The organism is Streptomyces sp. NBC_00162 (assembly GCF_024611995.1).
Classification (GTDB): Bacteria; Actinomycetota; Actinomycetes; order Streptomycetales; family Streptomycetaceae; genus Streptomyces.
The window spans coordinates 3,776,659-3,802,114 of the sequence record NZ_CP102509.1; the positions used below are offsets into that span (position 1 = coordinate 3,776,659).

Here is a 25,456-nt window from a genome sequence, read left to right on the forward strand (position 1 = left end):
GGTCACACGCGCGGAGGCGGCCGGGCATCAGGGCTGCCCCCCAATTCCACCCGGGGGATATCAGGGTTGTGCCAGGGTCGGGCCCGATGCCACGGGCCGCCGCGGCCCGTCACCATGGACCCATGACCGAAGTACACGATGCCCCGCCGGCAGGGCCCGGGGCGCCCCAGCCTCCCGACGCCCGGCCTCCCCTGCGCCGCAGCAAGCGCGACAAGGTCCTCGCGGGCGTGTGCGGCGGCCTGGGCCGGTACTTCGACCTGGACCCGGTGATCTTCCGGATCGTGCTGGGCGTCCTCGCGGTCACCGGCGGCGTCGGCCTGATCTTCTACGGCTTCGCGTGGCTGCTGCTCCCCCAGGAGGGCGAGGAGGACAGCGAGGCGAAGAAGATGCTGACCGGCCGGGTCGAGGGCGCCACGCTCGCGGCGGTGTTCGCCGCGCTGGTGGGCTGCGCGCTGTTCCTGTCGATGCTGGACAACGGCGTGCTCGCGGTCTTCTCGGTGCTGGTCATCCTGGCGCTGGGCGGAGCTTCGTACTGGTCGCAGCGGCGGCGGACCGCCAACCCGGTCGAGACCGAGGCCCCCGCCCCGCCGGAGACGAAGGCTCCGCCCACCCCGGGCGGCCCGTCCTGGTGGCGGGACCCGCTGGTCAAGGACGGCACCACCGGCCCGGTCGGCGCGACGGGGTACCTGTGGGGCCCCGCCGACTCCGCCCCGGCGGAGCCCGGCACGGCGCCGGCCGTCCCCGCGAAGGCGCCCGCCGCCCCGGCCCGCCCGCGCGGCGGCATCGGCGGCCGGGTCTTCGTCCTGGCACTGATCGCCGGAATCATCGGAGCGAGCGTCGACTGGCACGGCCGGCCGCTGGGCGAGGCCCTGCAGACCGGACTGGCCGCCGCGCTGGTCGTCTTCGGGCTGGGCCTCGCAGTCAGCTCCCTGCTGGGGCGCACCGGCTTCGGCACGGTCGTGCTGGCCGTGCTGACGGCCGGCCTGCTCGCGGGCGCCGCCGTACTGCCCCGGGACATCGGCACGGACTGGCAGGAGGTCGACTGGCGCCCGGCGGCGGTGGCCGACGTACGGCCCGTGTACGAGGCGGGGACCGGGCTCGCCACCTTGGACCTGAGCCGTCTGGACGTGCCGAAGGGCACCACGCTGGCCGTCGGGGCCTCCCTGGACGCGGGGCGGCTGAAGGTGATCGTGCCCCGGGAGGTGACGGCCGAGGCCGATGTCTCGATCCGGCTGGGCGACATCCAGATGCCCGGGGACACGAGCGACGACGTACGGGTCCGCGGCGGCGGCGAACACCGGCAGGCGACCCTGCCGCCCCCCGCCGGCACCGAGGCCGGCGGGACGATCGAGCTGCACCTGAACACGGGTGTGGGACAGGTGGAGGTGGCCCGTGCGGCGTCATGAGTTCCAGCCGGGACGGCTGATCGCCGGGATGGCGCTGCTGGTGGCGGGCGTGCTGTACCTGCTCGACAGCAGCGGCGAGGCCGACGTGCCCTGGTTCCTGGTCATCCCGCTCGCGGTGGGCGGCCTCTCGCTCGCCGCGCTGACCGGGATGGTGACCTACGCCGTACGGCGCGACCACCGCGATCGGATCAGCGAGTCCAGCGACAGGTAGGGCGCCCCGGCGAGGATCAGCGGGGTCCAGGCCATCAGGTAGATCAGGTCGTTGCCGTAGTAGTACGGGGTCACCGCCCACGACACGGTGAGCCACAGGCTGAGCGAGATCAGCGCTCCGCCGACGGCCGCGACACGGGTCAGCAGGCCGGCCAGCGTCCCGAGGCCGACGAGGAGCTCCCCGATGGCCAGGGCGACGGCGAAGCCGACGGGGGCCTCGAGCGCCATGTCCACCATGGCGGGGATCGCGGAGGTGTCGCGCACCCCCCGCATCAGCTCCCCGATGGAGCCGGCGCCGGAGGCGGAGAGGAACGCGGAGTCGGTGAGCTTGTCCAGGCCCGCGTAGACGAAGGTCACGCCGAGGAAGATCCGCAGGGGCAGCAGTGCGTGCCGGCCCGCTTGCTCCCTCAACGAGGGGGCGTTCAGCAGGGGGACACCAGAGACATCAGTTCGGGTCACGCGTCATGTGTACCCCGATCACTCGGCCACGTCGATGATGCATCGGTTGGATTCCACCCCGGCGGCGGTCACCACCTGGATGTCGATCCGCCCCGGTTCCACCTCGGCCGGCACCGGCACCGTCAGCACGGTGTCGGAAGGGTTGGTGAACCCGCCCGGCACCGGGACCAGCGGCACGTGCACGTGCACCGCCCCGATCCGCACCACCAGCCGGGCCAGCATCTCCGGCGTCTGCGCCCCGGGCGGCACGAAGCCCACCCCCCGGATCTCGATGTCGTCCCCGGGGCGGACGGCCGCGTCCAGGTCCCCGGGCTCCCGTCTGCGCACCACCGCCAGCACCAGCGGGCGGGTGCCCTCCGCGTACTTGGCCGCCATGTACACCACGGCCGACAGGGCCACCAGCAGGGCCAGGGCCCACGGCAGCTGCGGCAGCCGGTCCGGGAACCGCGCCAGCGACACCGCCGCGTAGGCCAGCACCACCGTGGAGACGAGCACGTACTGCGCGTCCGGGAAGCTCCCGCGCCCCGCGTCGTCCGTCAGCAGGTCCACCCCGCGCGGCCGGTCGGCCGGCAGCTTCTGCAGCCGCTGGCCCATGATCCGTACGGTGACCACCCGGCGCACCACGACGGCCACCACCGAGGTCAGCGAGACCACCGCCAGCAGCGGCAGCGCCCGGTCCAGGGCCAGCCCCGCGTACAGGGCCTGCCGCTCGGGGCCCGGCGCCGAGGCCGCGAGCCGCAGCGCGGGCAGCAGCGCGGCGAACGCCGTCAGCACCACCCAGGCGCTCGGCACCGCCTTGGAAGTGGACAGCCGGTTGTCCTCGCCGACCAGCGGGGCCAGCAGCCCGCCGCGCACCGACTGGGCGCGGGCCGCGACGGTGAGCAGCCCGGCCAGTACGAGGGCCGCCAGCAGCCCGGCGGTACGGGCCGTGGACCAGCCGGTGCCGAGCGCGGTGCCGACCTGGACGAGGAGCAGCATCCCGGCGGCGATCCACACGGCGAGCACGGCGCGCCGCGAGAACAGGTAAAGCCAGGAGTTCCCGGCCTCCCGGCCCCGGTCGGCGACGGTGCGGGCCGACAGGGTCAGCTCGTCGGAGACCCACTGCCGGGACGCTCCCAGGGAGTGGGCCACGGCGTCCGGCACCCCCTGTCCGGCAGCGAACTCGTCGCGCTTCTCGAGGAAGGCGACCATGGCGCGGCGGTGTCCTTCCCGTGCGCAGTCGTCGCAGGCGCAGGCTGCGGTGTGAGTACCACGGGACATCTCTTGGACAGCCACGTGCGTGCCGCCTCTCTGAACTACGGTGCAATGCCAGCGAATTGTGCACCACTGCGGCAGTGTTCCGGATTGCGCACGATGTCAGAGCAGGTGATTAACGGTTCATGATGTTGACGCCACCGGCGTGTCACCGTTTTGGCGCAGGGGTTGGTAGTTCACCCACGCGGCCAGATCGGACCCGAACCGCTCCCGCGTGGCGACCGCGCTGTGGTGGTCGATGGGCACCGGTTTCCCGGCCGCCCGCGCGATCAGCTGCACCTGCGCGGCCCGCTCGGCGGCGATGAACCACCAGACCGCCGCGTCCACCGAGTCCCCGACCGTCAGCAGCCCCCGGTTGCGCAGGATCAGCGCCTTGTACGGGCCCAGCGCGCGCCCGATCCGGCTCGCGTCCTCGGCTCCGGCGAACTCGTCCAGCAGCGCGTGGTCCTCGTAGAAGGCACAGGCCTCCTGGGAGATCGGGGCCAGCAGCTCGCCGAGACTGGCGAGGGCGCGGCCGTACGGTGCCTGCGTGCGCACGACGGCCACCACCCCGGGGCGCTCCCGGTGCACGGCGGCGTGCACGGCGAAGGCCAGCTCGTTGACCCGGCGGTCCCCCTGGACGACCCGCCCGTCCCCGTCCACCAGCAGCAGGTCGCCGGGGGTCAGCCCGGCGAAGGCCCGCCCGAAGGGGTTCACCCAGTAGCAGTCCTCGAACTCCGGGTCCCGCGCGCTGACGTGCCCGGACACCCCGTCCTCGTACCCGAGCCTCCCCAGCAGCCGCAGCGCCCCGGCCAGCCGCTCCTTGCGGTGGGCGCGCTCGTCGGCCGGATCCGCGTGCGCGGGCGGCATCTCGAAGCCCAGCCGTTCCACGGGTACGGGTACGGGCTGATCCGGCATGGGACCTCCTCCGACGGCTCGGGTCGCGGCGCAAGGTACCGGCGGCTTCGCCAAGTGGCCATAGAAACGACGCAGCCGCCGCTCCTTGCGGAACGGCGGCTGCGTCTCAGGTCCGGGTGGGGACTCCGTGCGGACTACGCGGGGACTACTCCCACTCGATGGTGCCCGGGGGCTTGCTCGTGCAGTCCAGGACCACGCGGTTCACGTCCGGCACCTCGTTGGTGATGCGGGTGGAGATCCGCGCGAGCACCTCGTACGGCATGCGCGTCCAGTCCGCGGTCATCGCGTCCTCGGAGGAGACGGGGCGCAGCACGATCGGGTGGCCGTAGGTGCGGCCGTCGCCCTGGACGCCGACGCTGCGGACGTCCGCGAGCAGGACGACCGGGCACTGCCAGATCTCGCGGTCCAGGCCGGCCGCGGTGAGCTCGTGGCGGGCGATGGCGTCGGCCTCGCGCAGCAGGTCCAGGCGCTCCTTGGTGACCTCGCCGACGATGCGGATGCCCAGGCCCGGGCCCGGGAAGGGCTGGCGCTGGACGATCTCGTCCGGCAGGCCCAGCTCCTGGCCGACCATCCGGACCTCGTCCTTGAACAGCTGGCGCAGCGGCTCGACGAGCTCGAACTCGATGTCGTCGGGGAGCCCGCCCACGTTGTGGTGGGACTTGATGTTCGCGGTGCCGGTGCCGCCGCCGGACTCCACGACGTCCGGGTACAGGGTGCCCTGGACGAGGAAGGCGACCGCGGGGCCGTCCTCCTGGAGGATCTCCAGCTGCGCCTGCTCGAACACGCGGATGAACTCGCGGCCGATGATCTTGCGCTTGGTCTCCGGGTCGGAGACGCCGGCCAGCGCGTTCAGGAAGCGCTCCTGCGCGTCGACGACCTTCAGCTGCACGCCGGTGGCTGCGACGAAGTCCTTCTCGACCTGCTCGGTCTCGCCCTTGCGCATCAGACCGTGGTCGACGTACACGCAGGTCAGCTGCGAGCCGATGGCCTTCTGCACGAGGGCCGCGGCCACGGCCGAGTCCACGCCGCCGGAGAGGCCGCAGATGGCGCGCTTGTCGCCGACCTGCTCGCGGATCGCCGCGATCTGCTCCTCGACGATGTTGCCGGTGGTCCAGGTCGGGGACAGCCCCGCTCCCCGGTAGAGGAAGTGCTCCAGGACCTGCTGGCCGTGCGTGGAGTGCATCACCTCGGGGTGGTACTGCACGCCGTACAGCTTCTTCTCGTCGTTCTCGAAGGCCGCGACCGGGACGACGTCGGTCGACGCGGTCACGGTGAAGCCCTCGGGGGCGGCGGAGCAGGCGTCACCGTGGGACATCCACACCGACTGGTTCTCGGGGGTGCCCTCGAAGAGGGTGGAGCCGGCCTTGGAGACGGCCAGCGGGGTGCGGCCGTACTCGCGGGCGCCGGTGTTGTCGACCTGGCCGCCGAGGGTGACCGCCATCAGCTGGAAGCCGTAGCACATGCCGAAGACGGGGACGCCTGCCTCGAACAGGGAGCGGTCGAGCTGCGGGGCACCCTCCTCGTACACGGAGGACGGGCCGCCGGAGAGGATGATCGCCTTGGGGTTCTTCGCCAGCATCTCGGCGACGGGCATCGAGCTCGGCACGATCTCGCTGTAAACCCGTGCCTCGCGGACGCGGCGGGCGATGAGCTGGGCGTACTGGGCGCCGAAGTCGACGACGAGAACCGTGTCCGGGGCGCTGTCGTGGGCGGCGGAGGGTGCTTCTGGCACGGGGCGGCCTTCCGGCGGAAGAGGTGGCTGTTTTGTCGATTCTAACGGGGGACCCGCACCCCTCTTCGTCTCACCATCCGAACCGGGTTGGCCCGGAGGGGGACGGAAGGTAATAATCCGTTCCATGCGCAAGCAGCTGAGCTTCCTCTTTACCTATGGCACCGGCCGGTCCGGTCGCCATGGGTCCTCGTGATGCTCGCTTGAGCCACTGAACTTCCCAGAGCGCCCCGGTCCGACAGGACCGGGGCGCTCTGGCGTTTCCGCTCCTGTCGCAACGAACCACAGGAGACGAAGACCATGACCACGATCGCCACCACCCCCGAGCAGCTCATCGCCGGTTCCCGCGAGCGCATCGACGCCCTCGACGACCGGATCATCGGGCTGATCCAGGAGCGGATGGCCGTCTCGACGGTCATCCAGGAGGCCCGGATCTCCTCCGGCGGCCGCCGGGTGCACCTGTCCCGCGAGATGGAGGTGCTCTCGCACTGGAGCGACGCCCTCGGAAAGCCCGGCACCACCCTCGCCATGACCCTGCTGGAGCTGTGCCGGGGCCGCGTCTGACGGGCGTTCGTCACCCGTCCGGACCGTGACCGGCCCCGGGGCCCTTCGTTGGTGAGGTTGTCCGCGCCAGCCAGGCGCGGAACCGCACCACCACGCGTGGCTCCGCAGGAGCGATGAGGCGCACACCCCGTGGGGAGTGTGTCGTGGGACCTCGCTCCCTCGCGTGACCGGACGGCAGGGGACAGCAGCCCGGTCACCCCATGAGGACGGCCGGCCAGGGGGGACGCCCCGGGCCGGCCGTTCTTCTGTGTTCCGTGCTTACGCCGCTACGCGCGCCCGGTGGCCCGGCGGCGGAACGCCAGGAACACCGCGCCGCCGGCGGCGACCAGTGCCGCGCCGGCGATCAGGAGCGGACCGGCGGTGACGCCGGTGTTCGCCAGGCCGCCCTGCGCCGTGGCGGCGGTGCTCGCGCTGGTGCTCGCGCCGGCGCTCGGCGTGGCCGACGGGGTCGCGGAGCCCGTCGGCGCCGGGGTGCCGGTCGTGGTCGGGCCCGGGGTCGGCGTGGTCCCGCCGTCCTTGGCGTTGATCACGAAGGCGGCCTTGTTGTTGGCGTGGCTCGGGTCCCAGTCCTGCGGCTTGGTGCCATCCGCAGTCCACTGGCCGACCGAGATGGAGCCCGTGGAGTCCGCCACGACCTTCTCGATCTTCAGCTCGAACGGGTAGGAGACCTTCTCCGTCTCCCCCACGATGTGGGTGGTTCCGCAGAAGTAGCGCGGGGCGCCCAGCTTCTGCTCGCGGTAGCTGCCGTCGGCGTTGACCCCGGAGCACTGCTCCGGAGCCTTCGTCACCTTCGCGCCCTGCGGGATCACGATGTCCGTCCGGGCGACGTCCTCACCCGAGCGCAGGTAGGCGACCCACGCCGGGCCCTTGTTCTCGAAGCCGAAGTCGGCCTTCACCGTCTCGCCGGCCTTGCCCTTGAGGGACACGGCACGCGCCACGAAGTCGGCGGTGTTCTTCGTCTGGAAGTCGAACTCGTGCTGGTTGTCCGACGGGTCGATGTCCGCGGACAGCGGGCCGGCCTTGGCCTCCCGCTCGACGACGGTCAGCTTCTTGCCCGTGCTCGGCCGCTCCTGCTTCTGCGAGGTCTTCGGCTGGGCGCCGGCCGCGTGCACCGCGTAGGTCATCCCGTCGATGAAGGCGTGCGGCTCCGCCTTGAGGGTCAGCGCGCTCTTCACCTCGTAGACCGTGCCCGGCTTGTACTCGCCGTCGAGGACGCACACCGTGGTGCCCCAGCCCGCGTTCCAGGGCCGGCCCGGGGTGTCGTTCTTGCTGTAGGAGCAGTTGTCGTACTTCTCGACCAGCCCGATGCCATGGGTGGTGTTCACCTCCAGCGCCACGCCGTTGACGGACTCCGTGCCCGCGTTGGTGAAGACGATCGGCAGCGGCTGCGTCTCGCCCGGGGTCAGCTTCGCCTTGAGGGCGGCCGGCCCCAGCACCAGGTCGGGGCCGCCGACCTTGACCTTGGTGGTGGCCGGCTTGAAGGTGGCGCCGTCCGCCGTGCCGGTCATCGTCAGGTCGGCGACCGTGCCGACCACGCTGTCCTTGCCGGCGGTGAGGTCCAGGGACACCACGTTGCTGCCGTGCGTCCAGATCGCCCAGTCCTTGCAGGTCACCTTCGCGGCGACGAGGGTGCAGTCGCCGCCCCGGTCCTTGGGGAGCGCGACGTCGGCGACGCCCTTGAGCGGGCTCAGGTCGATCGTGAAGGTGCTCAGCCGGTCGAAGACGCTGCCGGTCTCGTTCTCGACGCGGAACTCGACCGAGGTCTTCTTCGGCTGACCGCTCTGCCCGGGGTGCGGGCGCAGGCCGACCTCCGCCGGGCTGGTGAGCGTGAAGACGGGATCCGCGGCGTTCGCGGGGGCGGCGGCCAGACCGACGGCCGCCAGGCCGGCTGCCGCCAGCAGGGAGATGCGCTTTCTCATGCACCCGTTGACCAGTGGCCCCGCGTCGCGGTTGCACACTTCGCTGTGTGATCGAAACCACAGCCCGGGCCGCCGGATTCCGGTACAACCATCCGTGGCGACCGCCTGTCACTCATGTACCGCGGCGGGTACCGCGCTCGGAGGGGGAGCGCGGTACCCGCCCGGTCATCAGGCCTGGTCCACGACCTTCGGCGGGACCTCCGGGACCGCCAGGAACGGCAGCCGCAGCGCGCCGAAGGCCTCCTTCGGAACCGCCGGACGGACCGGTTCCACCGCCGCGAGGCGTACGTAGTCCGCGCCCTGCTCCGGCCGCGGGTCCTGCTCGCCCTTGTTCGGCCAGTACGACATCGCCCGCTCGGCCTGCGCCGTGATAGTCAGCGACGGGTTGACGCCGAGGTTCGCGGAGACGGCCGAGCCGTCCACCACCGAGATCCCCGGGTGCCCGTAGAGCCGGTGGTACGGGTCCACCACGCCCTCCTCCGGCGAGGCGCCGATCGGGCAGCCGCCGAGGAAGTGCGCGGTCAGCGGGGTGCCCATCAGTTCGCCGACGTTGCTGCCGGGAAAGCCGTTGATCTCCTCGGCCAGCAGGGTCGCGGCCTGGGTGGCCTCCGCGATCTGGACCGGGTTGGGGGCGCCGTGGCCCTGGCGGGCGGTCAGCAGTCCCTTCCCGATGCCGCCGGGCTTGCGGTAGGTGGTCAGCGAGTTGTCCAGCGACTGCATGACCAGGCCGATGATGGTCCGCTCCGACCAGCGCCGGTTGGAGAGCGAGCGGGCCAGCTGCACGGGGTGCCGGGCGGTACGGGCGAACCAGGCGCGGACCCGGTGCTTGGCGTAGGGCACCTGCAGGACGGTCATGAACCCCATGGCGTTGGAGCCCTTGCCGTAGCGGACGGGCTCGATGTGGGTGTCGGCGTTGGGGTGCACCGAGGAGGTGATCGCCACGCCCCGGGTGAAGTCGGCCCGCTGCGCCTTGCCGGGTCCATCGCCGTGCGCCTTGCGGTAGCGGCGGTCGTCGGTCTGCGCGCCGACCAGGCCCTCGGAGTTGGTCCGGGTCAGGTCGCCGAGCCGCTCCGAGATCTTCGGCAGCTCGCCCCGGTCCTTCATGGTGTGCAGCAGGGTCTGCGTGCCGTACGTACCCGCCGCGACGACCACGTACCGGGCGCGCAGCACCTTCGCCTTGCCCTTGCGGCGCTGGTCGGTGGGGACCGTACGGACCCGGTAGCCGCCCTCGGGGTGTTCGGAGAGCGCGGTGACCGTGGTCATGGGGTGGATGACGGCCCCGGCGCGCTCGGCGAGGTGCAGGTAGTTCTCGCCCAGGGTGTTCTTCGCGCCGTGCCGGCAGCCGGTCATGCACTCGCCGCATTCGGTGCAGGCCTTGCGGGCGGGTCCGGCGCCGCCGAAGTACGGGTCGGCGACCTCGTCCCCGGGCCGGACCTTCGCGTGGCCCTCGGCATCGGCGCCGTCGCCGAAGAAGACGCCGACCGGGGCCATGTGGAAGGAGTCCGCCACGCCCATCTTCGCGGCGGCCGCCTTGAGGTGGACGTCGGAAGGGGTCATGGTCGGGTTGAGGCGCACGCCGAGCATCCGCTTGGCCTGGTCGTAGTACGGGGCCAGTTCGCCCCGCCAGTCGGTGATGGACGCCCACTGCCGGTCCTCGAAGAAGGCGGTGGGCGGCACGTACAGGGTGTTGGCGTAGTTGAGCGAGCCGCCGCCCACGCCTGCGCCCGCGAGCACCATCACGTTGCCGAGCAGGTGGATCCGCTGGATCCCGTACAGCCCGAGGGCCGGGGCCCACAGGTAGTTCCGCAGGTCCCAGCTGTTCTTGGGCAGGCTCTCGCGGGTGAAGCGGCGTCCTGCCTCCAGGACGCCGACCCGGTAGCCCTTCTCGGTGAGGCGCAGTGCCGAGACCGACCCCCCGAAGCCCGATCCGATGACGATGACGTCGTAGTCGTACGACTCAGACACGGTGCTGCCCCTTAGCGGAGTCTCATTTAGCGGAATCGGAGTGCCTTCATGGCCTTGAGGCTGCGGGTCATGAACGCCGCGTACTTCTCGTCGTCCATGCCCAGCGAGGGCGCCATCGGGAGCAGCCGCTGGTGGGCGACGGTCTGGGCCTCGGTGTACTTGAGGATGCCCTCGGAGCCGTGGCGGCGGCCGAGGCCGGAGTCCTTCATGCCGCCCATGGGCGCCTGGGCGCTGCCGTAGGCGGGGGCGTAGCCCTCGTTGATGTTGACGGTGCCGGTGCGCAGGCGGGCGGCGACGGCGTGGCCGCGGCGCGCGTCCTTGGTCCAGACGCTGGAGTTGAGGCCGTAGGCGGTGCCGTTGGCCTCGGCGATCGCCTCGTCCTCGTCGGTGAAGCGGTAGATGGAGACGACCGGGCCGAAGGTCTCCTCGCCGCACACCGCCATGGGCGACTCGACGCCGTCGAGGATGGTGGGCTCGTAGAAGAGCGGGCCGATGTCGGGGCGGGCGGTGCCGCCCGCGACGAGGGTGGCGCCCTTGGCGACGGCCTCGTCGACGTGCCGCTGTACGGTCTCCAGCTGGCGCGTCCCCACCAGGGAGCCCATGTCGGCGCCGTATGCCAGCGAGCTGCCCAGGCGCATGGCCTTGGTGCGGGCGGCGAACCGCTCCACGAACGCGTCGGCGATCGAGGCGTGGACGTAGAGCCGCTCGATGGAGATGCACAGCTGTCCGGCGGAGGAGAAGCAGGCGCGGACGGCGCCCGCGGCGGCCTTCTCGATGTCGGCGTCGTGCAGGACGAGCATGGCGTTCTTGCCGCCGAGTTCGAGGGAGACGCCGACGAGGCGGTCGGCCGCGCCCCGGGCGACCTCGCGGCCGGTGCGGGTGGAGCCGGTGAAGGAGACGTAGTCGGCGTGCCGGACCACCTCGGGGCCGACGACGGGGCCCTCGCCGAGGACGATCTGGAAGACCTCGGCGGGCAGCCCGGCCTCGATGAGCAGGTCGCGGGCCCACAGTGCGGTCAGCGCGGTCTCGGTGTCGGGCTTCATGACGAGCGCGTTGCCGGAGACGAAGGCGGGCAGGGCGTCGCCGACGGAGAGCTCGAGCGGGTAGTTCCAGGGGGCGATCTGGCCGACGACCCCGCGCGGCTGGCGCAGTTCGGTGACCTTGGTGAGGGTGGGCATGGCGCCCGTGTGGCCCTTGGGGCGCAGGTACGAGGGGGCCTTGCGGCCGTAGTGGCGGGCGGCGACGGCGACCGCCTGGACCTCCTCGTGGGCGTGCAGGCGGGCCTTGCCGGTCTCGAGCTGGATGAGGTCGAGGACCTCGGCCTGCCGGGCGAGCACCAGGTCGTGGAAGCGCAGCAGGACCGCCGCGCGCTTGCGCACGGGGACGGCCGCCCAGGCGCTCTGGGCGGCGCGGGCCCGGGCGAACGCCTCGGCCACGTCCTCGGGGGTGGCCTCGGGGAGCTCCGCCAGCCGGTCCCCGGTGAAGGGGGTGTGGTTGGCGGTGCGGCCGGAGCCGATCACCCCGCGGGTGAGGCGGACGACCAGATCGGGGGTCACCACGTCGGCGGCGGTGCGGGCGCCGGCCGGGGCCGGGGCGACCGGGTTGGTGGGTGCCGGTGCGGTGCGGAGGGGGGCCGGGGCCTGCGAGTCCGTCATGCCGGTGAGCGTATTGCGCCGGACAGGCTTTGGGTACCCGCCGGTAACCGGATTTTGCCATTTCCGCCAGTGATCGCTGGCAGAATGCCGGAATCAGGGCTTCGCGGGGGGCGGCTCCCAGCCGCTGAGCACGATGTCGAACTGCTGTTGGGTCGTGGCCCAGTCGGCGACCGGGCTCGACATGTAGACGGCGTACTCCGTCTCGTCCGGGGCGATGTACATCTGCTCCCTGGCCCGGCGCGGACCGGGGTGGTTCACCTTCTCCGTCCAGCTGAAGTCCCAGAGCGCGGCCCGGGTGCTGTCCCGGAAGGTGTTCTGGTTCAGCAGCTGCTTCTTGTAGTCGGTCCGCTTCTGCACCTGCTTCTCCAGGTCGAGCAGGTGCGCGTACGGGTTCTCGTAGTCCGGAGTGGAGTCGGCGGCGATCCGGATGAGGTGCTTTCCGTTGTCCGGGGTGTAGTCGATCTGGTCGCCGTTCGTCTGGCGCGTCCAGCCGTCCGGGACGAACAGGGTGAAGCCTGCGATGGGGTCGGTGACCTTGGTGTATCCGGCCGGCACCGCGTCGTCGGGGGCGCTGACGTTCTTGTCCGAGTCGCCGTCCTTCTCGGTGTCGCTCGTGTATTTGAGCGCCCCGAAGACACCGCCGCCGCCGAGCAGCGCCGCCACCAGGGCGATCACCGCGGCACGTTTGATCCAGCCGTTCGCCGGCGCCTCGGGCGCGGCCGCGGGCCCGGGGGGCTCGGGCAGCTGCGCCGTCGGCGTGGCGTCCGGCCGCACGACGGGCTCTTCGGGCCGGTCCTGCGCCGGGGCCAGTTCCTCCGAGGTCACCGCGCGCGTCGGCACGTACGCCTGGGCGGCCTTCGGCTCCCGGCCCTCCATCGCCTCCAGCAGCATCCGCTCGGTCTCCACGACCGTGGGGCGGTCCGCAGGATCCTTGCGCAGCAGGGCCGTGATGACCGGCCCCAGCGCGCCGGACTGCTTCAGGGCCGGCGGCTCCTCGTTGACCACGGCCTGGAGGCTGGAGATGGGCGAGGTGCGGCGGAACGGCGAACGGGCCTCCACGGCCGTGTACAGGGTGGCGCCCAGCGACCACAGGTCGGAGGCCGTGCCCGGGGTCCCGCCGGTGACGCGCTCGGGGGCCAGGTAGTCGATGGAGCCGACGATCTCGCCGGTGCGCGTGATGGAGGAGTCCCCCTCGATCGCCGCGATCCCGAAGTCCGTGAGCAGCACCCGGCCGTCCTTGGCCAGCAGCACGTTGCCCGGCTTCACGTCGCGGTGCAGTACGCCGACCGCGTGCGCGGCGCGCAACGCGCCCAGCACGTGCAGCCCGATCCTGGCCGCCTCGCGTGGCTCGATGCGCCCGGCCGCCTTGGCCGCGTCCGCGAGGGAGGGGCCGTCGATGTACTCCATGACGATCCACGGCCGGTCGTCGTGCTCCAGCACGTCGTGGACGGTGACGACCGCCGGATGCTGGATCCGGGCCGCGGCCCGGGCCTCCTTCTGCGTCCGGGCGTGCATGACGTCCCGGTCCGCCTGGGCGACGTACAGACCCGCCGTCAGTTCCTTGACGGCGACGGTCCTGTGGAGCAGCTCGTCATGCGCGCGCCACACCTTGCCCATGCCGCCCCGGCCGATCGGCTCGATGAGCCGGTACCGGCCCGCCAGCACGGCGCCCCCACCTGTCTGCTGTTCCACGAAACCCCGCCGCTCTCTGCACTTCAGGCCAGATTACGGAGCCCACGGGCGCTGTCGGAACCGCCCGGCCGTGGAAAGCCCGCACTGTGACGCAATCGCCGTGTTGACTGCTCGTCAGGCACCGCTCAGCCGCCCGACTTGTAACTCGCCGTGGCCTTCTCGAAGACTTCGGTGACCTTGCCCTGTTCGTCCTCCGGCCCGGTCACCATGACGACGTGGTAGCTGCCGCCGAGCGCGACGACGAAGTTGCGGGCGAAGACGTTGCGGCCGGTGCCGTCGATCCACGTGTAGCGGCCCGTGGCGCGCAGTTGCTGGCCGACCTTGGTGGTCTTGACGTCGCCGACGGTGGACCAGGTGGAGGTCCGGTACGGCGTCAGCTCCTGCTCCTTGTCCTTCTGGTACGCCGCCGGGTCCGGGTTGCCCTCGACCTTGTCCCGGCCGGGGACCACGGTCAGGGTGAACTGCCCGCCGGTGTAGCGCACCTGGCCGGCCTCGTTGATGCCGCGGCGGTCCCAGCCGTCGGGGACCACGATCTCGAAGTGCTCCGGGTCCTGCTGGGTGGTGTACCCGGCCGGGGCGGGCGGGGCCGACGCCGTCGGGGGCGGTGTCGTCGTCTGGGGTGCGGGCTTGGACTCGGGGGTACCGGTGGGGACCTGGGACGGGCTCTGCTTGGGCGGGGTCTGCGCGGTGTCGCCCTGGCCCGCCGGGGCGGCGGACCGCGGCATGAACAGCATCGCGTACGCCACGGCCCCGGCGAGCAGGACCAGGATGCCGACCAGCAGGGTCCGGCCCAGCGAGCGGGGCTTGCGGGGGGCCGAGGGATTGCGGTGCCGCCCGTGGAGGTCACCGCGGCGGCGTACGACGGGCAGCCGCGCGGGATCGGGATCGGGCATCGGGAGCATGGCGAAGCCCGCGTCGGGCTCGGGGGCGGACCGTACGAGCGAGCGCAGCCAGCCCCGGAGCTCCTCGAAGTCCGGCCGCTCGGTCGGGTCCTGACGCAGCAGCGATTCCACGACCGGGCGGAGCGCGCCGCACTCCTCGGCGAAGGCCGGGGGCTCGGCGCAGACCATCTCGACGAGTTCGGCGACGCTCTCCTCGGGGTACGGGGCGTGCCCCTGGACGGACCGGTACAGCAGCGCGCCGAGCGCCCAGAGGTCGGTGGCGGGGCCGACGGGGGCCGCGATCTGCCAGGGCCCGGTCACGGGGCGGGCCTGCTCGGGGGCCCAGCGCTCGGTGACGGCTCCGACGACCGTCATCCGCGTCAGGCGCGCCCGCTCGGCGTCCAGGCCACTGCGCGGGCCGGCCCAGCCGGTGCCGGGGCCCGTGCCGGTTTGCGAGGCTGATCGGGTCGACGGGGCCAGCGCCTGTTCCGGGGCGTCGGCCTGGCGGTAGCCCTGGGGCAGCGCGAGCTGGGCGGGCAGTACGGGCGACTGCGGCGCCTGTGTCGCCTGAGGTGCCTGTGCTGTTTGCGGTGTCTGCGGATCGGGCTCCCGGTCGGGCTCCCCGTCGGGCTCCGGCTCGGGAGGCGCGAGGGCCGGGCGGCGGGGGGTCGCGCCGTGCCAGGGCGCGGTGGCGGCGGTCTCGGGGCCGCCGTACGGGTACGAGTACCCCTGCGGGAGGGCCGACCCCTGCGGCCTCGGCTCCGGCACGACGATGGGGTCGGCCTGGCGCTGCTCGCCGACCTTGGCGGCGGCCGCCCGCGTCCCGGCCCGGTACGCGGCGATGGCCCCGGCCCGCGCGGCGGCCTTGAGCTCCGGCTGGTCCTCTGGGCGCCCTGGGGTGATGTGGTCGGTGTACCGCGGCCCCGTGTCGTACCCGGGAGCCACCAGCGGCGCGTACCCGGGATCGGGCCGGGGCCCGGGGTCCGGCGACGCGGGCTCCGGGCGCGGGGCGGGAGCCGCGGCCCAGCCCTCGTCGCCGCCCGAGGCCTCGGGGCCGCCCGGGACGGGGTCGTACCCGCACAGGGCCTCCTCGGCCGCGCCGGCAGCCAGGCCGGTCAGCACGACCCGCCCGTCATCGCAGACCAGTACCGTCCGTACGGTGATGTTGCGGTGGGTCCAGCCGTGCGCGTGCAGCACCCGCAGCGCGGTCAGCACGTCCGAGGCCACCTCCGCCGCCCGGTAGGGGCTCAGCGGCTCGTCGGCGATCAGCGCCGCCAGGGGCCTGGCCGGGACCAGTTCGCTAACTATCCACAGCGACCCGCCCTCGGCGAACACGTCGAAGACCTGGTCCAGCCGCGGGTGATCGGGAATGGCCGCGGCGGCCTGCGCCGCCTCGATCGCGCGCCGCACGGCCGGCAGATCGCCCGGGGCGCGGCCCCCGGCCACCGGGACGGCGCGGTGCCCGTCCAGCAGTTCGGCGTCCACGACCTCCGGCAACGGCACCTGCCGGACCAGGACTTCCTGCCCGCTGCGGGTGTCGAAGGCCCGGGTCTCCACCAGCTCGTACTCGTCCGTCGGCGGCAGCGGCAGACGGTAGCGGTGGGCCAGGATCCGGCCCGCGTAGTCCTCCACATCGCCTCCCCCGAGTGCTGGGGGCACCCCCGTGGCCCCGCTGACACGATACGTCTCCGGGGCCGCCCGCGTCCCGAGGTCAGCCGAGCGGCTGGAAGGTCTCGAAGGCGGTGGTGCGCATCTGCGTGCACTCGGGGCCGTCCCACTGGTCGGCCGGGCAGCTGATCATGATGGCGTAGCCGTGCGTCGCGTCCATCTTGAAGCCGCGGTTGAGGACGCGGACCCGGATGCCGTTCTGGTCGCGCTCGAACTCCCAGTCGGCGACGGTGGGGTAGTTCCGGTAGCTCGCCAGGTCGATCCTGAGCAGCTTGTAGTTCGTGCTGCTGGCCGCCGTACCGGGATTCGATTCGATCCAGGCCTTGCGCGCGTCGTCGCCCGGGGTGTCGTTGTAGTCGACCTGGATCCGGGGGAAGCCGCCGTCACGGCTGTATATCCCGCCCGATTTCCTGCCCGCTATGCCCGTCAGGTGGAAGCCCTCGGGCATCGCCATCGTGAAGTGGAATCCAGGGTCCGTCACCAGGGCGTATCCCGCCGGGAGTCCACTGCCGGCACCCCCGGGCTGTGCGCCCTGGCCTTGTCCCTGGCCCTGGCCCTGCCCCTGGTCGGCGCCCGGGCTCTGCTGCCCCTGGCCGCCGGGGGTGGCGTTGCCGCCCCCCGTCCCGGCGCCCGGCTCACCGGACTTGGCCGAGGGCTGGGGGCTCTGCGCGGCGCCGCCCGACGACGGGCCCGCGGACGCGGACGGGTTGGTGTTGCCGCCCTTGCCCTCGTTCTTGCGGCCGTCGTTGTCGTCGCCGCTGATGGCGTAGGCGATGAGCGAGCCGACCGCCGCGAGCACGACCACCACGGCGGCTATCGCGAGCGCGATGGTGCGGCGCGGCATGACGTCGGTGAGCGGGGCCATCACCGGGGCGGTCCTGGTGCTGGGCTTGGGCGTGGACTCGGGCTTGTCCGCCGGCGACTCCGCGGCCGTGGCGGCCGTCGTGGCCGACGCGACCGCCGCCGCCTTGCGGGCCGACTTCAGTGCGGCGCGGGCGCGTTCGCGCTGCTCGCGATCCCGGCGCTCGCGTTCCTTCTTCGCCGCCTTCTCGGCCGCCTTCTCCGCGGCGGCCTTCTCGGCGGCCGCCTTGGCGTCCGCGAGCGATATCTGCCGGGTCTCCTCGGCGGGCGGGGCAGCCACCGGGACCGGCTCGGGCTCGGGCGCGTTGATGACGGCGTTGAGCATCGCCCGCGCCCGGACGTCGTCCAGGCGGTGGGCCGGGTCCTTGGCGAGCAGACCGTAGATGACGTCGGTCAGCGGGCCGGCGTTCTTGGGCGGGTCCACCGGCTCGGTCATCACCGCGGTGAGGGTGGCGAGGGCGGAGCCCTTGTCGTACGGGGGCACGCCCTCGACGGCGGCGTACAGCAGGCCGCCGAGCGACCACATGTCGGCGGGCGGGCCGGGCTTGTAGCCGCGGGCACGCTCGGGAGAGATGTAGGACGGGGCGCCGACGAGCATGCCGGTGGAGGTGACGGAGGGGTCGCCCTCGACCTGCGCGATGCCGAAGTCGGTGAGGACGACGCGGCCGCTGGCGGCGATGAGCACGTTGGACGGCTTGACGTCCCGGTGCAGGATGCCCTGCCCGTGCGCGGCGCGCAGCACGTCGAGCACGGCAAGGCCGACCTCGGCGGCGCGGCGCGGGGTGAGGGCGCCGTTCTCCCGTATGAACTCGGCGAGCGAGGGGCCCTCGATGAGCTCCATGACGATCCACGGCCGGGCGTCCTCGTCGACGACGTCGTAGACGGTGACCGCTCCGCCGCTGCGGATCCGGGCGATGGCCTTGGCCTCGCGGAGGGTACGGGTGATGAGGCGCCGCTTCTCGTCCTCGTCCACACCGCTGCCGAACCGGAGTTCCTTGACGGCGACCGTCCGGCCCAGGGTCTCGTCCTCGGCCCGCCAGACGGTACCCATCCCGCCCTTGCCGAGCACGGCCCCCAGCCGGTACCGCCCGGCCAGCAGCCGCCCCTTGTCCTGGCCGGTCCCGGCCGACTTGGCGGCCTCGGCCCTGGCCTTGACCTCGGCGGCCACGGCATCGGCCTTCTCCACCACGGGATTGACGGGCTTTGCCAGGTCAGCCTTGGCCGCTGCGGGCTTCGCGTCCTCGGGCTCGGCCGTCACCGCAGGCGCAGGCTCCGCCTTCGCGGCAGGCTCCGGCTTCGCCGCGGGCTCCGGCTTCGCCGCAGGCACGGCCTCGGCGTTGGCCGGCTCGGGCTCCGATTCCGGCTCCACGACAGCGGGCTTCGCATCTTCCGGCTCAGCCGTAGGCGCCCCGGCAGGTGACTCGGTGTGCTCCGGCTTCGACATGCGTCCCCTCTGCGATCGTGCCGCTGCTCCGCCTGCCCCGACGGCCGGCCAACTCGGCGGCCGAGCGACCCGGCGGCCGGGGTCCGCGTAACCCACCCCGGCAGAACCTTCATTGTTCCTCACTCCGCAACGGACGGGCGCCCCGGGTCCGCGGTTCCCCCTTCCGCATCCCGGAGTTACAACGGAACGATGTCGGGCGCCCCCAGCCGCGCCGCGTCCGCCGTCTGGTCGTCAGGCTGGCGCTGCGATTCCCGCTCCGCTTGTACCCGCTTCTCGTAGTGCTCCACTTCTTTCTCGATCTGCTGCTTGTCCCACCCCAGCACCGGCGCCATCAACTCCGCGCACTCCCGCGCCGACCGCGTCCCCCGGTCGAAGGTCTCGATCGAGATCCGCGTCCGCCGCGTCAGCACGTCGTCCAGGTGCCGCGCCCCCTCGTGCGAGGCGGCGTATACGATCTCGGCCCGCAGGTAGTCCTCCGCCCCGGTGACCGGCTCACCCAGCCCCGGATCGGCGGCGATCATGTCCAGCAGCTCCTCCGTCAGCGACCCGAACCGGTTCAACAGGTGCTCCACCCGCACCACGTGAAGACCCGTCCGGGCGGCCATCCTCGCCCGTGCGTTCCACAGCGCCCGGTACCCCTCCGCGCCCACCAGCGGCACGTCCTCCGTAACGCACTCCGCCACCCGCTGGTCCAGCCCGTGCACCGCCTCGTCGACCGCGTCCTTGGCCATGACCCGGTACGTCGTGTACTTGCCGCCCGCCACCACCACCAGCCCCGGCACCGGGTGCGCCACCGTGTGCTCGCGCGACAGCTTGCTCGTCGCGTCCGACTCCCCGGCCAGCAGGGGCCGCAGGCCCGCGTACACGCCCTGGACGTCGTCCCGCGTCAGCGGCACCGCCAGCACCGAGTTCACGTGCTCCAGCAGGTAGTCGATGTCCGCGCTCGACGCCGCCGGATGCGCCTTGTCCAGGTCCCAGTCGGTGTCCGTGGTCCCCACGATCCAGTGCCGCCCCCACGGGATGACGAACAGCACCGACTTCTCGGTCCGCAGGATCAGCCCGGTGCTCGAATGGATTCGGTCCTTCGGTACGACCAGATGGATGCCCTTCGACGCCCGTACGTGGAACTGCCCGCGCTCCCCGATCAGCGCCTGGGTGTCGTCCGTCCACACCCCGGTCGCGTTCACGACCTGCTTCGCGCGGATCTCGTACTCCCCGCCGCCCTCCACGTCCCGCACCCGCGCGCCGACCACCCGTTCGCCCTCACGGAGGAAGCCGATCACTCTCGCCCGGTTGGCGCATTGCGCCCCGTACGCCGCGGCCGTCCGGACCAGGGTCGCCACGTACCGCGCGTCGTCCATCTGGGCGTCGTAGTACTGCAGGGCGCCCACCAGCGCGTCCTTGCGCAGCGCCGGGGCCACCCGCAGCGCGCGCTTGCGCGAGAGGTGCCGGTGCACCGGCAGCCCCCGGCCGTGCCCGCTGGAGATCGACATCGCGTCGTAGAGCGCCACGCCCGAGCCCGCGTACCACCGCTCCCAGCCCTTGTGCTGCAAGGGGTACAGGAACGGCACCGGCTTCACCAGGTGCGGTGCGAGGCGCTCCAGCAGCAGGCCGCGCTCCTTCAGCGCCTCCCGCACGAGGGCGAAGTCGAGCATCTCCAGATACCGCAGGCCGCCGTGGATGAGCTTGCTCGACCTGCTGGAGGTGCCCGACGCCCAGTCCCGCGCCTCCACCAGGCCGGTCGACAGGCCTCTGGTCGCCGCGTCGAGCGCGGTGCCGGCGCCGACCACGCCCGCGCCCACGACCAGTACGTCCAGCTCCCGCTCGGCCATCCGGGCGAGGGCCTCGGCGCGCTGCGCCGGTCCCAGTGTCGCTGTCCTCACGGCTGCCTCCCGTTGGTGCGGGTGCTCCCCGCGTCGTGCGGGTGATCCCGCTCACATCCCCGTTTCATGATTCTGACCGCCCGCACCCACATCAGCCACCGCCTGTGGACAACACAACGGCGACCACCACCCCAGAATGCGACATATCTGTCATATATACGCCTAGTCTGACATTGCGCCAGCTCCCTCCGGGCTTTCCCTGTCCACAGGACTTGCGCGCGCATCCCCCTCATGTCAGGGAAGGGACGGCACCCCCATGCCCGCAGACCTCGCCGTCATCGGACTCGGCCATCTCGGCCTCCCCCTCGCCCAGGCGGCCGTCGCCGCCCGGATCGAGACGGTCGGCTATGACAGCGGTCCGGTCACGGACTCCACCCTCACCGCCGCCGAGATCCGCCGCATGTCGGCGGCCGGCTTCCGGGTCACCACCAACCCCGCCGAGCTCGGCCGGGTCCGTACCGCCGTCATCTGCGCCCCCACCCAGCTCGGCGCCGACCGCGCACTGGACCTGTCCGCCGTCGGCGAGGCCGGCCAGGCGCTCGCCGCCCGGCTGCGCCCGCACACCACCGTGATCCTCGAATCCGCCGTCCACCCGGGCGTCACCGAGGAGTACCTGCGCCCGATCCTCGAAGCGGGCTCCGGGCTCCGGGCCGGCCGGGACTTCCACCTGGCCTACTCCCCCAGCCGCCACGACCCGGGCAACCGCACGCACGGCATCGCCAACACCCCCAAGGTGATCGGCGGCCTCACCCCCGCCTGCACGGAGAGCGCGCACGCCTTCTACGCCCGCCTCACCGAGAAGGTGGTCCGGGCCCGCGGCCTGCGCGAGGCCGAGACCGTACAGCTCCTGGAGACCAACTACCGGCACGTCAACATCGCCCTGATGAACGAGATGGCGGTGCTCTGCCACGACCTCGGCGTCGACCTGTGGGACGTCATCCGCTGCGCCGAGACCAAGCCGTACGGTTTCCAGGCGTTCCGCCCCGGCCCGGGGGTCGGCGGCCACGGGGTCCCCCTGGACCCGAACTACCTCCCCCACACCACCCGCACCCCCGGCCACCCCCTGCGCATGATCGGCCTGGCCCAGGAAATCAACAACCGGATGCCGCAGTACGTCATCCAGCGGTCCGCCACCCTGCTGAACGAGCACGGCAAATCCGCCCGCGGCGCCCGCGTCCTCCTCCTCGGCGTCACCTACAAGCCCGACCTCGCCGACCAGGAGGGCTCTCCGGCGCGCGAGATCGCCAGCCGCCTCCTCGACCTGGGGGCGCTCGTCAGCTACCACGACCCGTTCATCACGGGCTGGCGGGTCAGGGACCAGCCGGTCCCCCGGGCCGATTCCCTGTACGAGGCCGCCGCCAACGCGGACCTGACGATCCTGCTCCAGCACCACCGCACCTACGACCTGCAAGGCCTGGCGGTGAAGGCCCAGTTGCTCCTGGACACCCGCGGCGCCAGCCCGGCGGGCGCGGCCCACCGGCTCTGAGCCCGGAAATTCCCCCTCACGGATGTCGTTCCCGCCTGCTAGCCTGCGGCGTCACTTATCTCGCACTTACGCCCTCCGGGCGTTCGCATGCCCGAATCCCTGGGGGGGATTTCCCAATGAGCCAGAACTTCCAGCCGCCGGCGCCCGACTCCGTCACCGAGGCCCCGGCCGCCCCGGCCCCGGCCCGCACCGGCAACCTCGGTCTCGGCATCGTCGCCGCCGTCGTCGCGGCCCTGGTCGCGGCCGGCGCCTACGGCGGCATCATGAACGCCATCGACCGCGAGGTCGGCTACGCCGCGGCCGGTGTCGGCCTCCTCGTCGGCCTCGCCGCCGGCAAGCTCGGCGGCCGCAACCCGGTCCTGCCCGTCGTCGCCGCCGTCCTCTCGCTCGGCGCCGTCTACCTCGGCCAGCTCTTCTTCATCGCGCTCGTGCTGGCCGACTACGGCAGCGTCGGCGTGGGCGAGGTCATCAGCGAGGCGGGCATCGGCGGCCTGAACGACCTCTGGAAGGAGAGCATGGACGCGATGTCCTTCCTCTTCCTCGCGATCGGCGGCTTCGTCGCCTTCGGCTCGGCCAAGAAGGTCAGCGACTGACCCGGCGCCACCACGTACGCCGGAGGGCCGACACCCCACTCGGGGTGCCGGCCCTCCGGCGTTGCCACGGGAACCGTCAGCGGCTGTGCTGCGAGTCCGCGACCGTGACCTCGACCCGCTGGAACTCCTTGAGCTCGCTGTAGCCGGTGGTGGCCATCGAGCGGCGCAGCGCGCCGAAGATGTTCATCGAGCCGTCCGGGGTGTGCGACGGACCGGTGAGGATCTCCTCAGTGGTGCCGACCGTGCCCAGGTCCACCTTCTTGCCGCGCGGCACGTCCTCGTGAACGGCCTCCATGCCCCAGTGGTTGCCCTTGCCGGGCGCGTCGGTGGCGCGGGCCAGCGGGGAGCCCATCATCACGGCGTCGGCGCCGCAGGCGACGGCCTTCGGGATGTCGCCCGACCAGCCCACGCCGCCGTCGGCGATGACGTGCACGTAGCGGCCGCCGGACTCGTCCATGTAGTCGCGGCGGGCCGCGGCCACGTCCGCGACGGCGGTCGCCATCGGGACCTGGATGCCGAGCACGTTGCGCGTGGTGTGCGCGGCGCCGCCGCCGAAGCCGACCAGGACGCCCGCGGCGCCGGTGCGCATCAGGTGCAGGGCCGCCGTGTAGGTGGCGCAGCCGCCCACGATGACCGGGACGTCGAGCTCGTAGATGAACTGCTTGAGGTTCAGCGGCTCGGCGGCGCCGGAGACGTGCTCCGCCGACACGGTGGTGCCGCGGATCACGAAGATGTCCACGCCCGCGTCCACGACGGCCTTGGAGAACTCGGCGGTGCGCTGCGGGGACAGTGCGGCGGCGGTGACGACGCCGGAGTCGCGCACCTCCTTGATGCGCTGCCGGATCAGGTCCGCCTGGATCGGGGCGGAGTAGATCTCCTGGAGACGGCGGGTGGCGGACTGCTCGTCCAGCTCCGTGATCTCGTCGAGCAGCGGCTGCGGGTCCTCGTACCGGGTCCACAGGCCTTCGAGGTTCAGCACGCCGAGGCCGCCGAGCTCGCCGATGCGGATCGCGGTCTGCGGGGAGACGACCGAGTCCATGGGGGCGGCCAGGAAGGGGAGCTCGAAGCGGTACGCGTCGATCTGCCAGGCGATCGAGACCTCCTTCGGGTCCCGGGTACGCCGGCTCGGGACGATGGCGATGTCGTCGAACGCGTACGCCCTGCGGCCGCGCTTGCCGCGCCCGATCTCGATCTCAGTCACGTGTGGTGGCCTTTCCTCTGGGTCTGCCCGTCCAGTATCCCCGAACCCCGGGGGCCCGCGTTCCGGTGACCGCTGTACGGACGACTGCGGCATTTCACGAGGGGCGGGCACGGCGAAGGGGCGGGCCCGGACGGGCCCGCCCCTCACGCGGTCATTCTGTTCAGCCCTTGCGGCTGTAGTTCGGTGCTTCCACCGTCATCTGGATGTCGTGCGGGTGGCTCTCCTTGAGGCCCGCCGAGGTGATCCGGACGAAGCGGCCCCGGTCCTGCAGCTCGGGGACGGTGCGGCCGCCGACGTAGAACATCGACTGGCGCAGGCCGCCGACGAGCTGGTGCACGACCGCGGAAAGCGGGCCGCGGTAGGGCACCTGGCCCTCGATGCCCTCGGGGATGAGCTTGTCGTCGCCGCCCACGCCCTCCTGGAAGTAGCGGTCCTTGGAGAAGGAGCGCTGGTCGCCGCGGGACTGCATCGCGCCGAGCGAGCCCATGCCGCGGTACGACTTGAACTGCTTGCCGTTGATGAAGAGCAGCTCGCCCGGGGACTCCTCGCAGCCCGCGAGCAGCGAGCCGAGCATCACCGTGTCGGCGCCCGCGACCAGGGCCTTCGCGATGTCGCCGGAGTACTGCAGGCCGCCGTCGCCGATGACCGGGACGCCCGCGGCCTTGGCGGCCAGCGAGGCCTCGTAGATCGCGGTGACCTGCGGGACGCCGATGCCGGCGACGACGCGGGTGGTGCAGATGGAGCCGGGGCCGACGCCGACCTTGATGCCGTCGCAGCCGGCGTCGATCAGCGACTGGGCGCCGTCGCGGGTGGCGACGTTGCCGCCGATGACGTCGACGGAGGAGTTCGACTTGATCTTGGCGACCATGTCGCCGACCAGGCGGGAGTGGCCGTGGGCGGTGTCGACGACGATGAAGTCGGCGCCCGCCTCGATCAGCGCCTGGGCGCGGTCGTACGCGTCACCGGCGACGCCGACGGCCGCGCCGACGAGCAGCCGGCCGCCCTTGTCCTTGGCGGCGTTCGGGTACTTCTCGGCCTTGACGAAGTCCTTGACCGTGATGAGGCCCTTGAGGATGCCCGCGTCGTCGACCAGCGGAAGCTTCTCGATCTTGTGGCGGCGCAGCAGTTCCATGGCGTCGACGCCGGAGATGCCGACCTTGCCCGTGACCAGCGGCATCGGGGTCATGACCTCGCGCACCTGGCGGGTGCGGTCCGACTCGAAGGCCATGTCGCGGTTGGTGACGATGCCGAGCAGCTTGCCCGCCGGGTCGGTGACCGGGACGCCGGAGATGCGGAACTTCGCGCACAGCTCGTCGGCCTCGCGCAGCGTCGCGTCCGGGTGCACCGTGATCGGGTCGGTGACCATGCCGGACTCGGAGCGCTTGACCAGGTCGACCTGGTTGGCCTGGTCGGCGATGGAGAGGTTGCGGTGCAGTACGCCGACGCCGCCCTGGCGGGCCATCGCGATGGCCATGCGGGCCTCGGTGACCTTGTCCATGGCGGCGGACAGCAGCGGAACGTTCACCCGGACGTTGCGCGAGATGAGGGAAGAGGTGTCGATCGCATCAGGCGACATGTCCGACGCGCCCGGCAGCAGCAGCACGTCGTCGTAGGTCAGTCCGAGCGTGGCGAATTTGTCGGGCACTCCGTCGGCAGTCATGACACCTTCCCAAATGGTCTTGCTCAGCG

General features: G+C 72.4%; 18 protein-coding genes. 5 read left to right on the forward strand and 13 right to left on the reverse strand.

The features are described 5' to 3' along the window. Positions 1-122 precede the first annotated feature (122 nt). Together JIW86_RS17425 and JIW86_RS17430 are read left to right on the forward strand one after the other, a co-directional pair. Complete coding sequence (locus tag JIW86_RS17425; RefSeq protein ID WP_257554719.1) at positions 123-1,406, forward strand: PspC domain-containing protein; 1,284 nt, start codon at positions 123-125, stop codon at positions 1,404-1,406. Continuing rightward, positions 1,393-1,617, forward strand: coding sequence for a hypothetical protein (locus tag JIW86_RS17430; RefSeq protein ID WP_215143880.1), 225 nt, complete (start codon positions 1,393-1,395; stop codon positions 1,615-1,617). Before JIW86_RS17425 ends, JIW86_RS17430 begins: the two co-directional genes overlap by 14 nt. On the opposite strand, the gene JIW86_RS17435 is transcribed toward JIW86_RS17430, so the two are convergent. The 4 genes from JIW86_RS17435 to guaA all read right to left on the reverse strand — a co-directional run bounded on the left by JIW86_RS17435 (position 1,563) and on the right by guaA (position 5,958). Further along, positions 1,563-2,075, reverse strand: a complete 513-nt coding sequence (locus tag JIW86_RS17435; protein WP_215143882.1) for a TQO small subunit DoxD — start codon at positions 2,073-2,075, stop codon at positions 1,563-1,565. The two genes, JIW86_RS17430 and JIW86_RS17435, sit on opposite strands and share 55 nt — an antisense overlap. Before the next feature lie 18 nt (positions 2,076-2,093). After that, positions 2,094-3,350 (reverse strand): hypothetical protein, encoded by a 1,257-nt coding sequence (locus tag JIW86_RS17440; RefSeq protein WP_257554723.1) that lies wholly within the window; start codon positions 3,348-3,350, stop codon positions 2,094-2,096. Positions 3,351-3,452: 102 nt separating this feature from the next. Beyond that, positions 3,453-4,226 carry a class II aldolase/adducin family protein gene (locus JIW86_RS17445; RefSeq protein WP_257554725.1) on the reverse strand — a complete coding sequence of 258 codons (774 nt, stop codon included), beginning with the start codon at positions 4,224-4,226 and terminating at the stop codon, positions 3,453-3,455. Between the two features lie 145 nt (positions 4,227-4,371). Beyond that, positions 4,372-5,958 (reverse strand): glutamine-hydrolyzing GMP synthase, encoded by a 1,587-nt coding sequence (gene guaA / locus JIW86_RS17450; protein WP_215143889.1) that lies wholly within the window; start codon positions 5,956-5,958, stop codon positions 4,372-4,374. Between the two features lie 297 nt (positions 5,959-6,255). Here guaA and JIW86_RS17455 point away from each other — a divergent pair, with 297 nt between their 5' ends. Beyond that, positions 6,256-6,519: a chorismate mutase gene (locus JIW86_RS17455; protein ID WP_215143890.1), complete on the forward strand. Its 264-nt coding sequence runs from the start codon at positions 6,256-6,258 to the stop codon at positions 6,517-6,519. A gap of 266 nt (positions 6,520-6,785) precedes the next feature. On the opposite strand, the gene JIW86_RS17460 is transcribed toward JIW86_RS17455, so the two are convergent. The 7 genes from JIW86_RS17460 to JIW86_RS17490 all read right to left on the reverse strand — a co-directional run bounded on the left by JIW86_RS17460 (position 6,786) and on the right by JIW86_RS17490 (position 20,487). Continuing rightward, the gene (locus tag JIW86_RS17460) at positions 6,786-8,438 is read right to left on the reverse strand and encodes a peptidase (protein WP_257554728.1); all 1,653 of its coding nucleotides are present in this window, start codon (positions 8,436-8,438) and stop codon (positions 6,786-6,788) included. 168 nt (positions 8,439-8,606) lie between these two features. Continuing rightward, positions 8,607-10,403: a GMC oxidoreductase gene (locus JIW86_RS17465; RefSeq protein ID WP_257554730.1), complete on the reverse strand. Its 1,797-nt coding sequence runs from the start codon at positions 10,401-10,403 to the stop codon at positions 8,607-8,609. A 26-nt stretch (positions 10,404-10,429) separates the two neighbouring features. Then, positions 10,430-12,058 carry a succinic semialdehyde dehydrogenase gene (locus JIW86_RS17470; RefSeq protein ID WP_257554732.1) on the reverse strand — a complete coding sequence of 543 codons (1,629 nt, stop codon included), beginning with the start codon at positions 12,056-12,058 and terminating at the stop codon, positions 10,430-10,432. 93 nt (positions 12,059-12,151) lie between these two features. Further along, positions 12,152-13,750: a serine/threonine-protein kinase gene (locus tag JIW86_RS17475; RefSeq protein WP_215143897.1), complete on the reverse strand. Its 1,599-nt coding sequence runs from the start codon at positions 13,748-13,750 to the stop codon at positions 12,152-12,154. 125 nt (positions 13,751-13,875) lie between these two features. After that, entirely contained in the window at positions 13,876-16,263 is a 2,388-nt protein-coding gene (locus JIW86_RS17480; protein WP_257554734.1) for a protein kinase, read from the reverse strand. A 79-nt stretch (positions 16,264-16,342) separates the two neighbouring features. After that, on the reverse strand, positions 16,343-18,529 hold the full coding sequence (locus tag JIW86_RS17485; RefSeq protein ID WP_322975529.1) for a serine/threonine-protein kinase: 2,187 nt from the start codon (positions 18,527-18,529) through the stop codon (positions 16,343-16,345). Positions 18,530-18,780: 251 nt separating this feature from the next. Continuing rightward, positions 18,781-20,487 (reverse strand): glycerol-3-phosphate dehydrogenase/oxidase, encoded by a 1,707-nt coding sequence (locus tag JIW86_RS17490; protein WP_215143903.1) that lies wholly within the window; start codon positions 20,485-20,487, stop codon positions 18,781-18,783. Between the two features lie 256 nt (positions 20,488-20,743). On the opposite strand from JIW86_RS17490, the gene JIW86_RS17495 reads away from it, so the two are divergent. Both JIW86_RS17495 and JIW86_RS17500 read left to right on the forward strand, forming a co-directional pair. Then, on the forward strand, positions 20,744-21,973 hold the full coding sequence (locus JIW86_RS17495) for a nucleotide sugar dehydrogenase (RefSeq protein WP_215143905.1): 1,230 nt from the start codon (positions 20,744-20,746) through the stop codon (positions 21,971-21,973). Positions 21,974-22,089: 116 nt separating this feature from the next. After that, on the forward strand, positions 22,090-22,566 hold the full coding sequence (locus JIW86_RS17500) for a hypothetical protein (protein WP_257554739.1): 477 nt from the start codon (positions 22,090-22,092) through the stop codon (positions 22,564-22,566). A gap of 76 nt (positions 22,567-22,642) precedes the next feature. Here the strand turns inward: JIW86_RS17500 and JIW86_RS17505 are convergent, their stop codons facing one another. Both JIW86_RS17505 and guaB read right to left on the reverse strand, forming a co-directional pair. Beyond that, positions 22,643-23,767: a GuaB3 family IMP dehydrogenase-related protein gene (locus JIW86_RS17505; RefSeq protein ID WP_215143909.1), complete on the reverse strand. Its 1,125-nt coding sequence runs from the start codon at positions 23,765-23,767 to the stop codon at positions 22,643-22,645. A 160-nt stretch (positions 23,768-23,927) separates the two neighbouring features. Further along, a complete protein-coding gene (gene guaB, locus JIW86_RS17510; protein ID WP_215143911.1) occupies positions 23,928-25,427 on the reverse strand; it encodes an IMP dehydrogenase in 1,500 nt (499 codons plus the stop codon). Positions 25,428-25,456 lie beyond the last annotated feature (29 nt).

Coding starts and splice junctions, on each gene's coding strand:
- JIW86_RS17425 (WP_257554719.1), top strand. CDS start 123: ATGACCGAAGTACACGATGCCCCGCCGGCAGGGCCCGGGGCGCCCCAG.
- guaB (WP_215143911.1), bottom strand. CDS start 25,427: ATGACTGCCGACGGAGTGCCCGACAAATTCGCCACGCTCGGACTGACC.
- JIW86_RS17460 (WP_257554728.1), bottom strand. CDS start 8,438: ATGAGAAAGCGCATCTCCCTGCTGGCGGCAGCCGGCCTGGCGGCCGTC.
- JIW86_RS17495 (WP_215143905.1), top strand. CDS start 20,744: ATGCCCGCAGACCTCGCCGTCATCGGACTCGGCCATCTCGGCCTCCCC.
- JIW86_RS17470 (WP_257554732.1), bottom strand. CDS start 12,058: ATGACGGACTCGCAGGCCCCGGCCCCCCTCCGCACCGCACCGGCACCC.
- JIW86_RS17500 (WP_257554739.1), top strand. CDS start 22,090: ATGAGCCAGAACTTCCAGCCGCCGGCGCCCGACTCCGTCACCGAGGCC.
- JIW86_RS17445 (WP_257554725.1), bottom strand. CDS start 4,226: ATGCCGGATCAGCCCGTACCCGTACCCGTGGAACGGCTGGGCTTCGAG.
- JIW86_RS17455 (WP_215143890.1), top strand. CDS start 6,256: ATGACCACGATCGCCACCACCCCCGAGCAGCTCATCGCCGGTTCCCGC.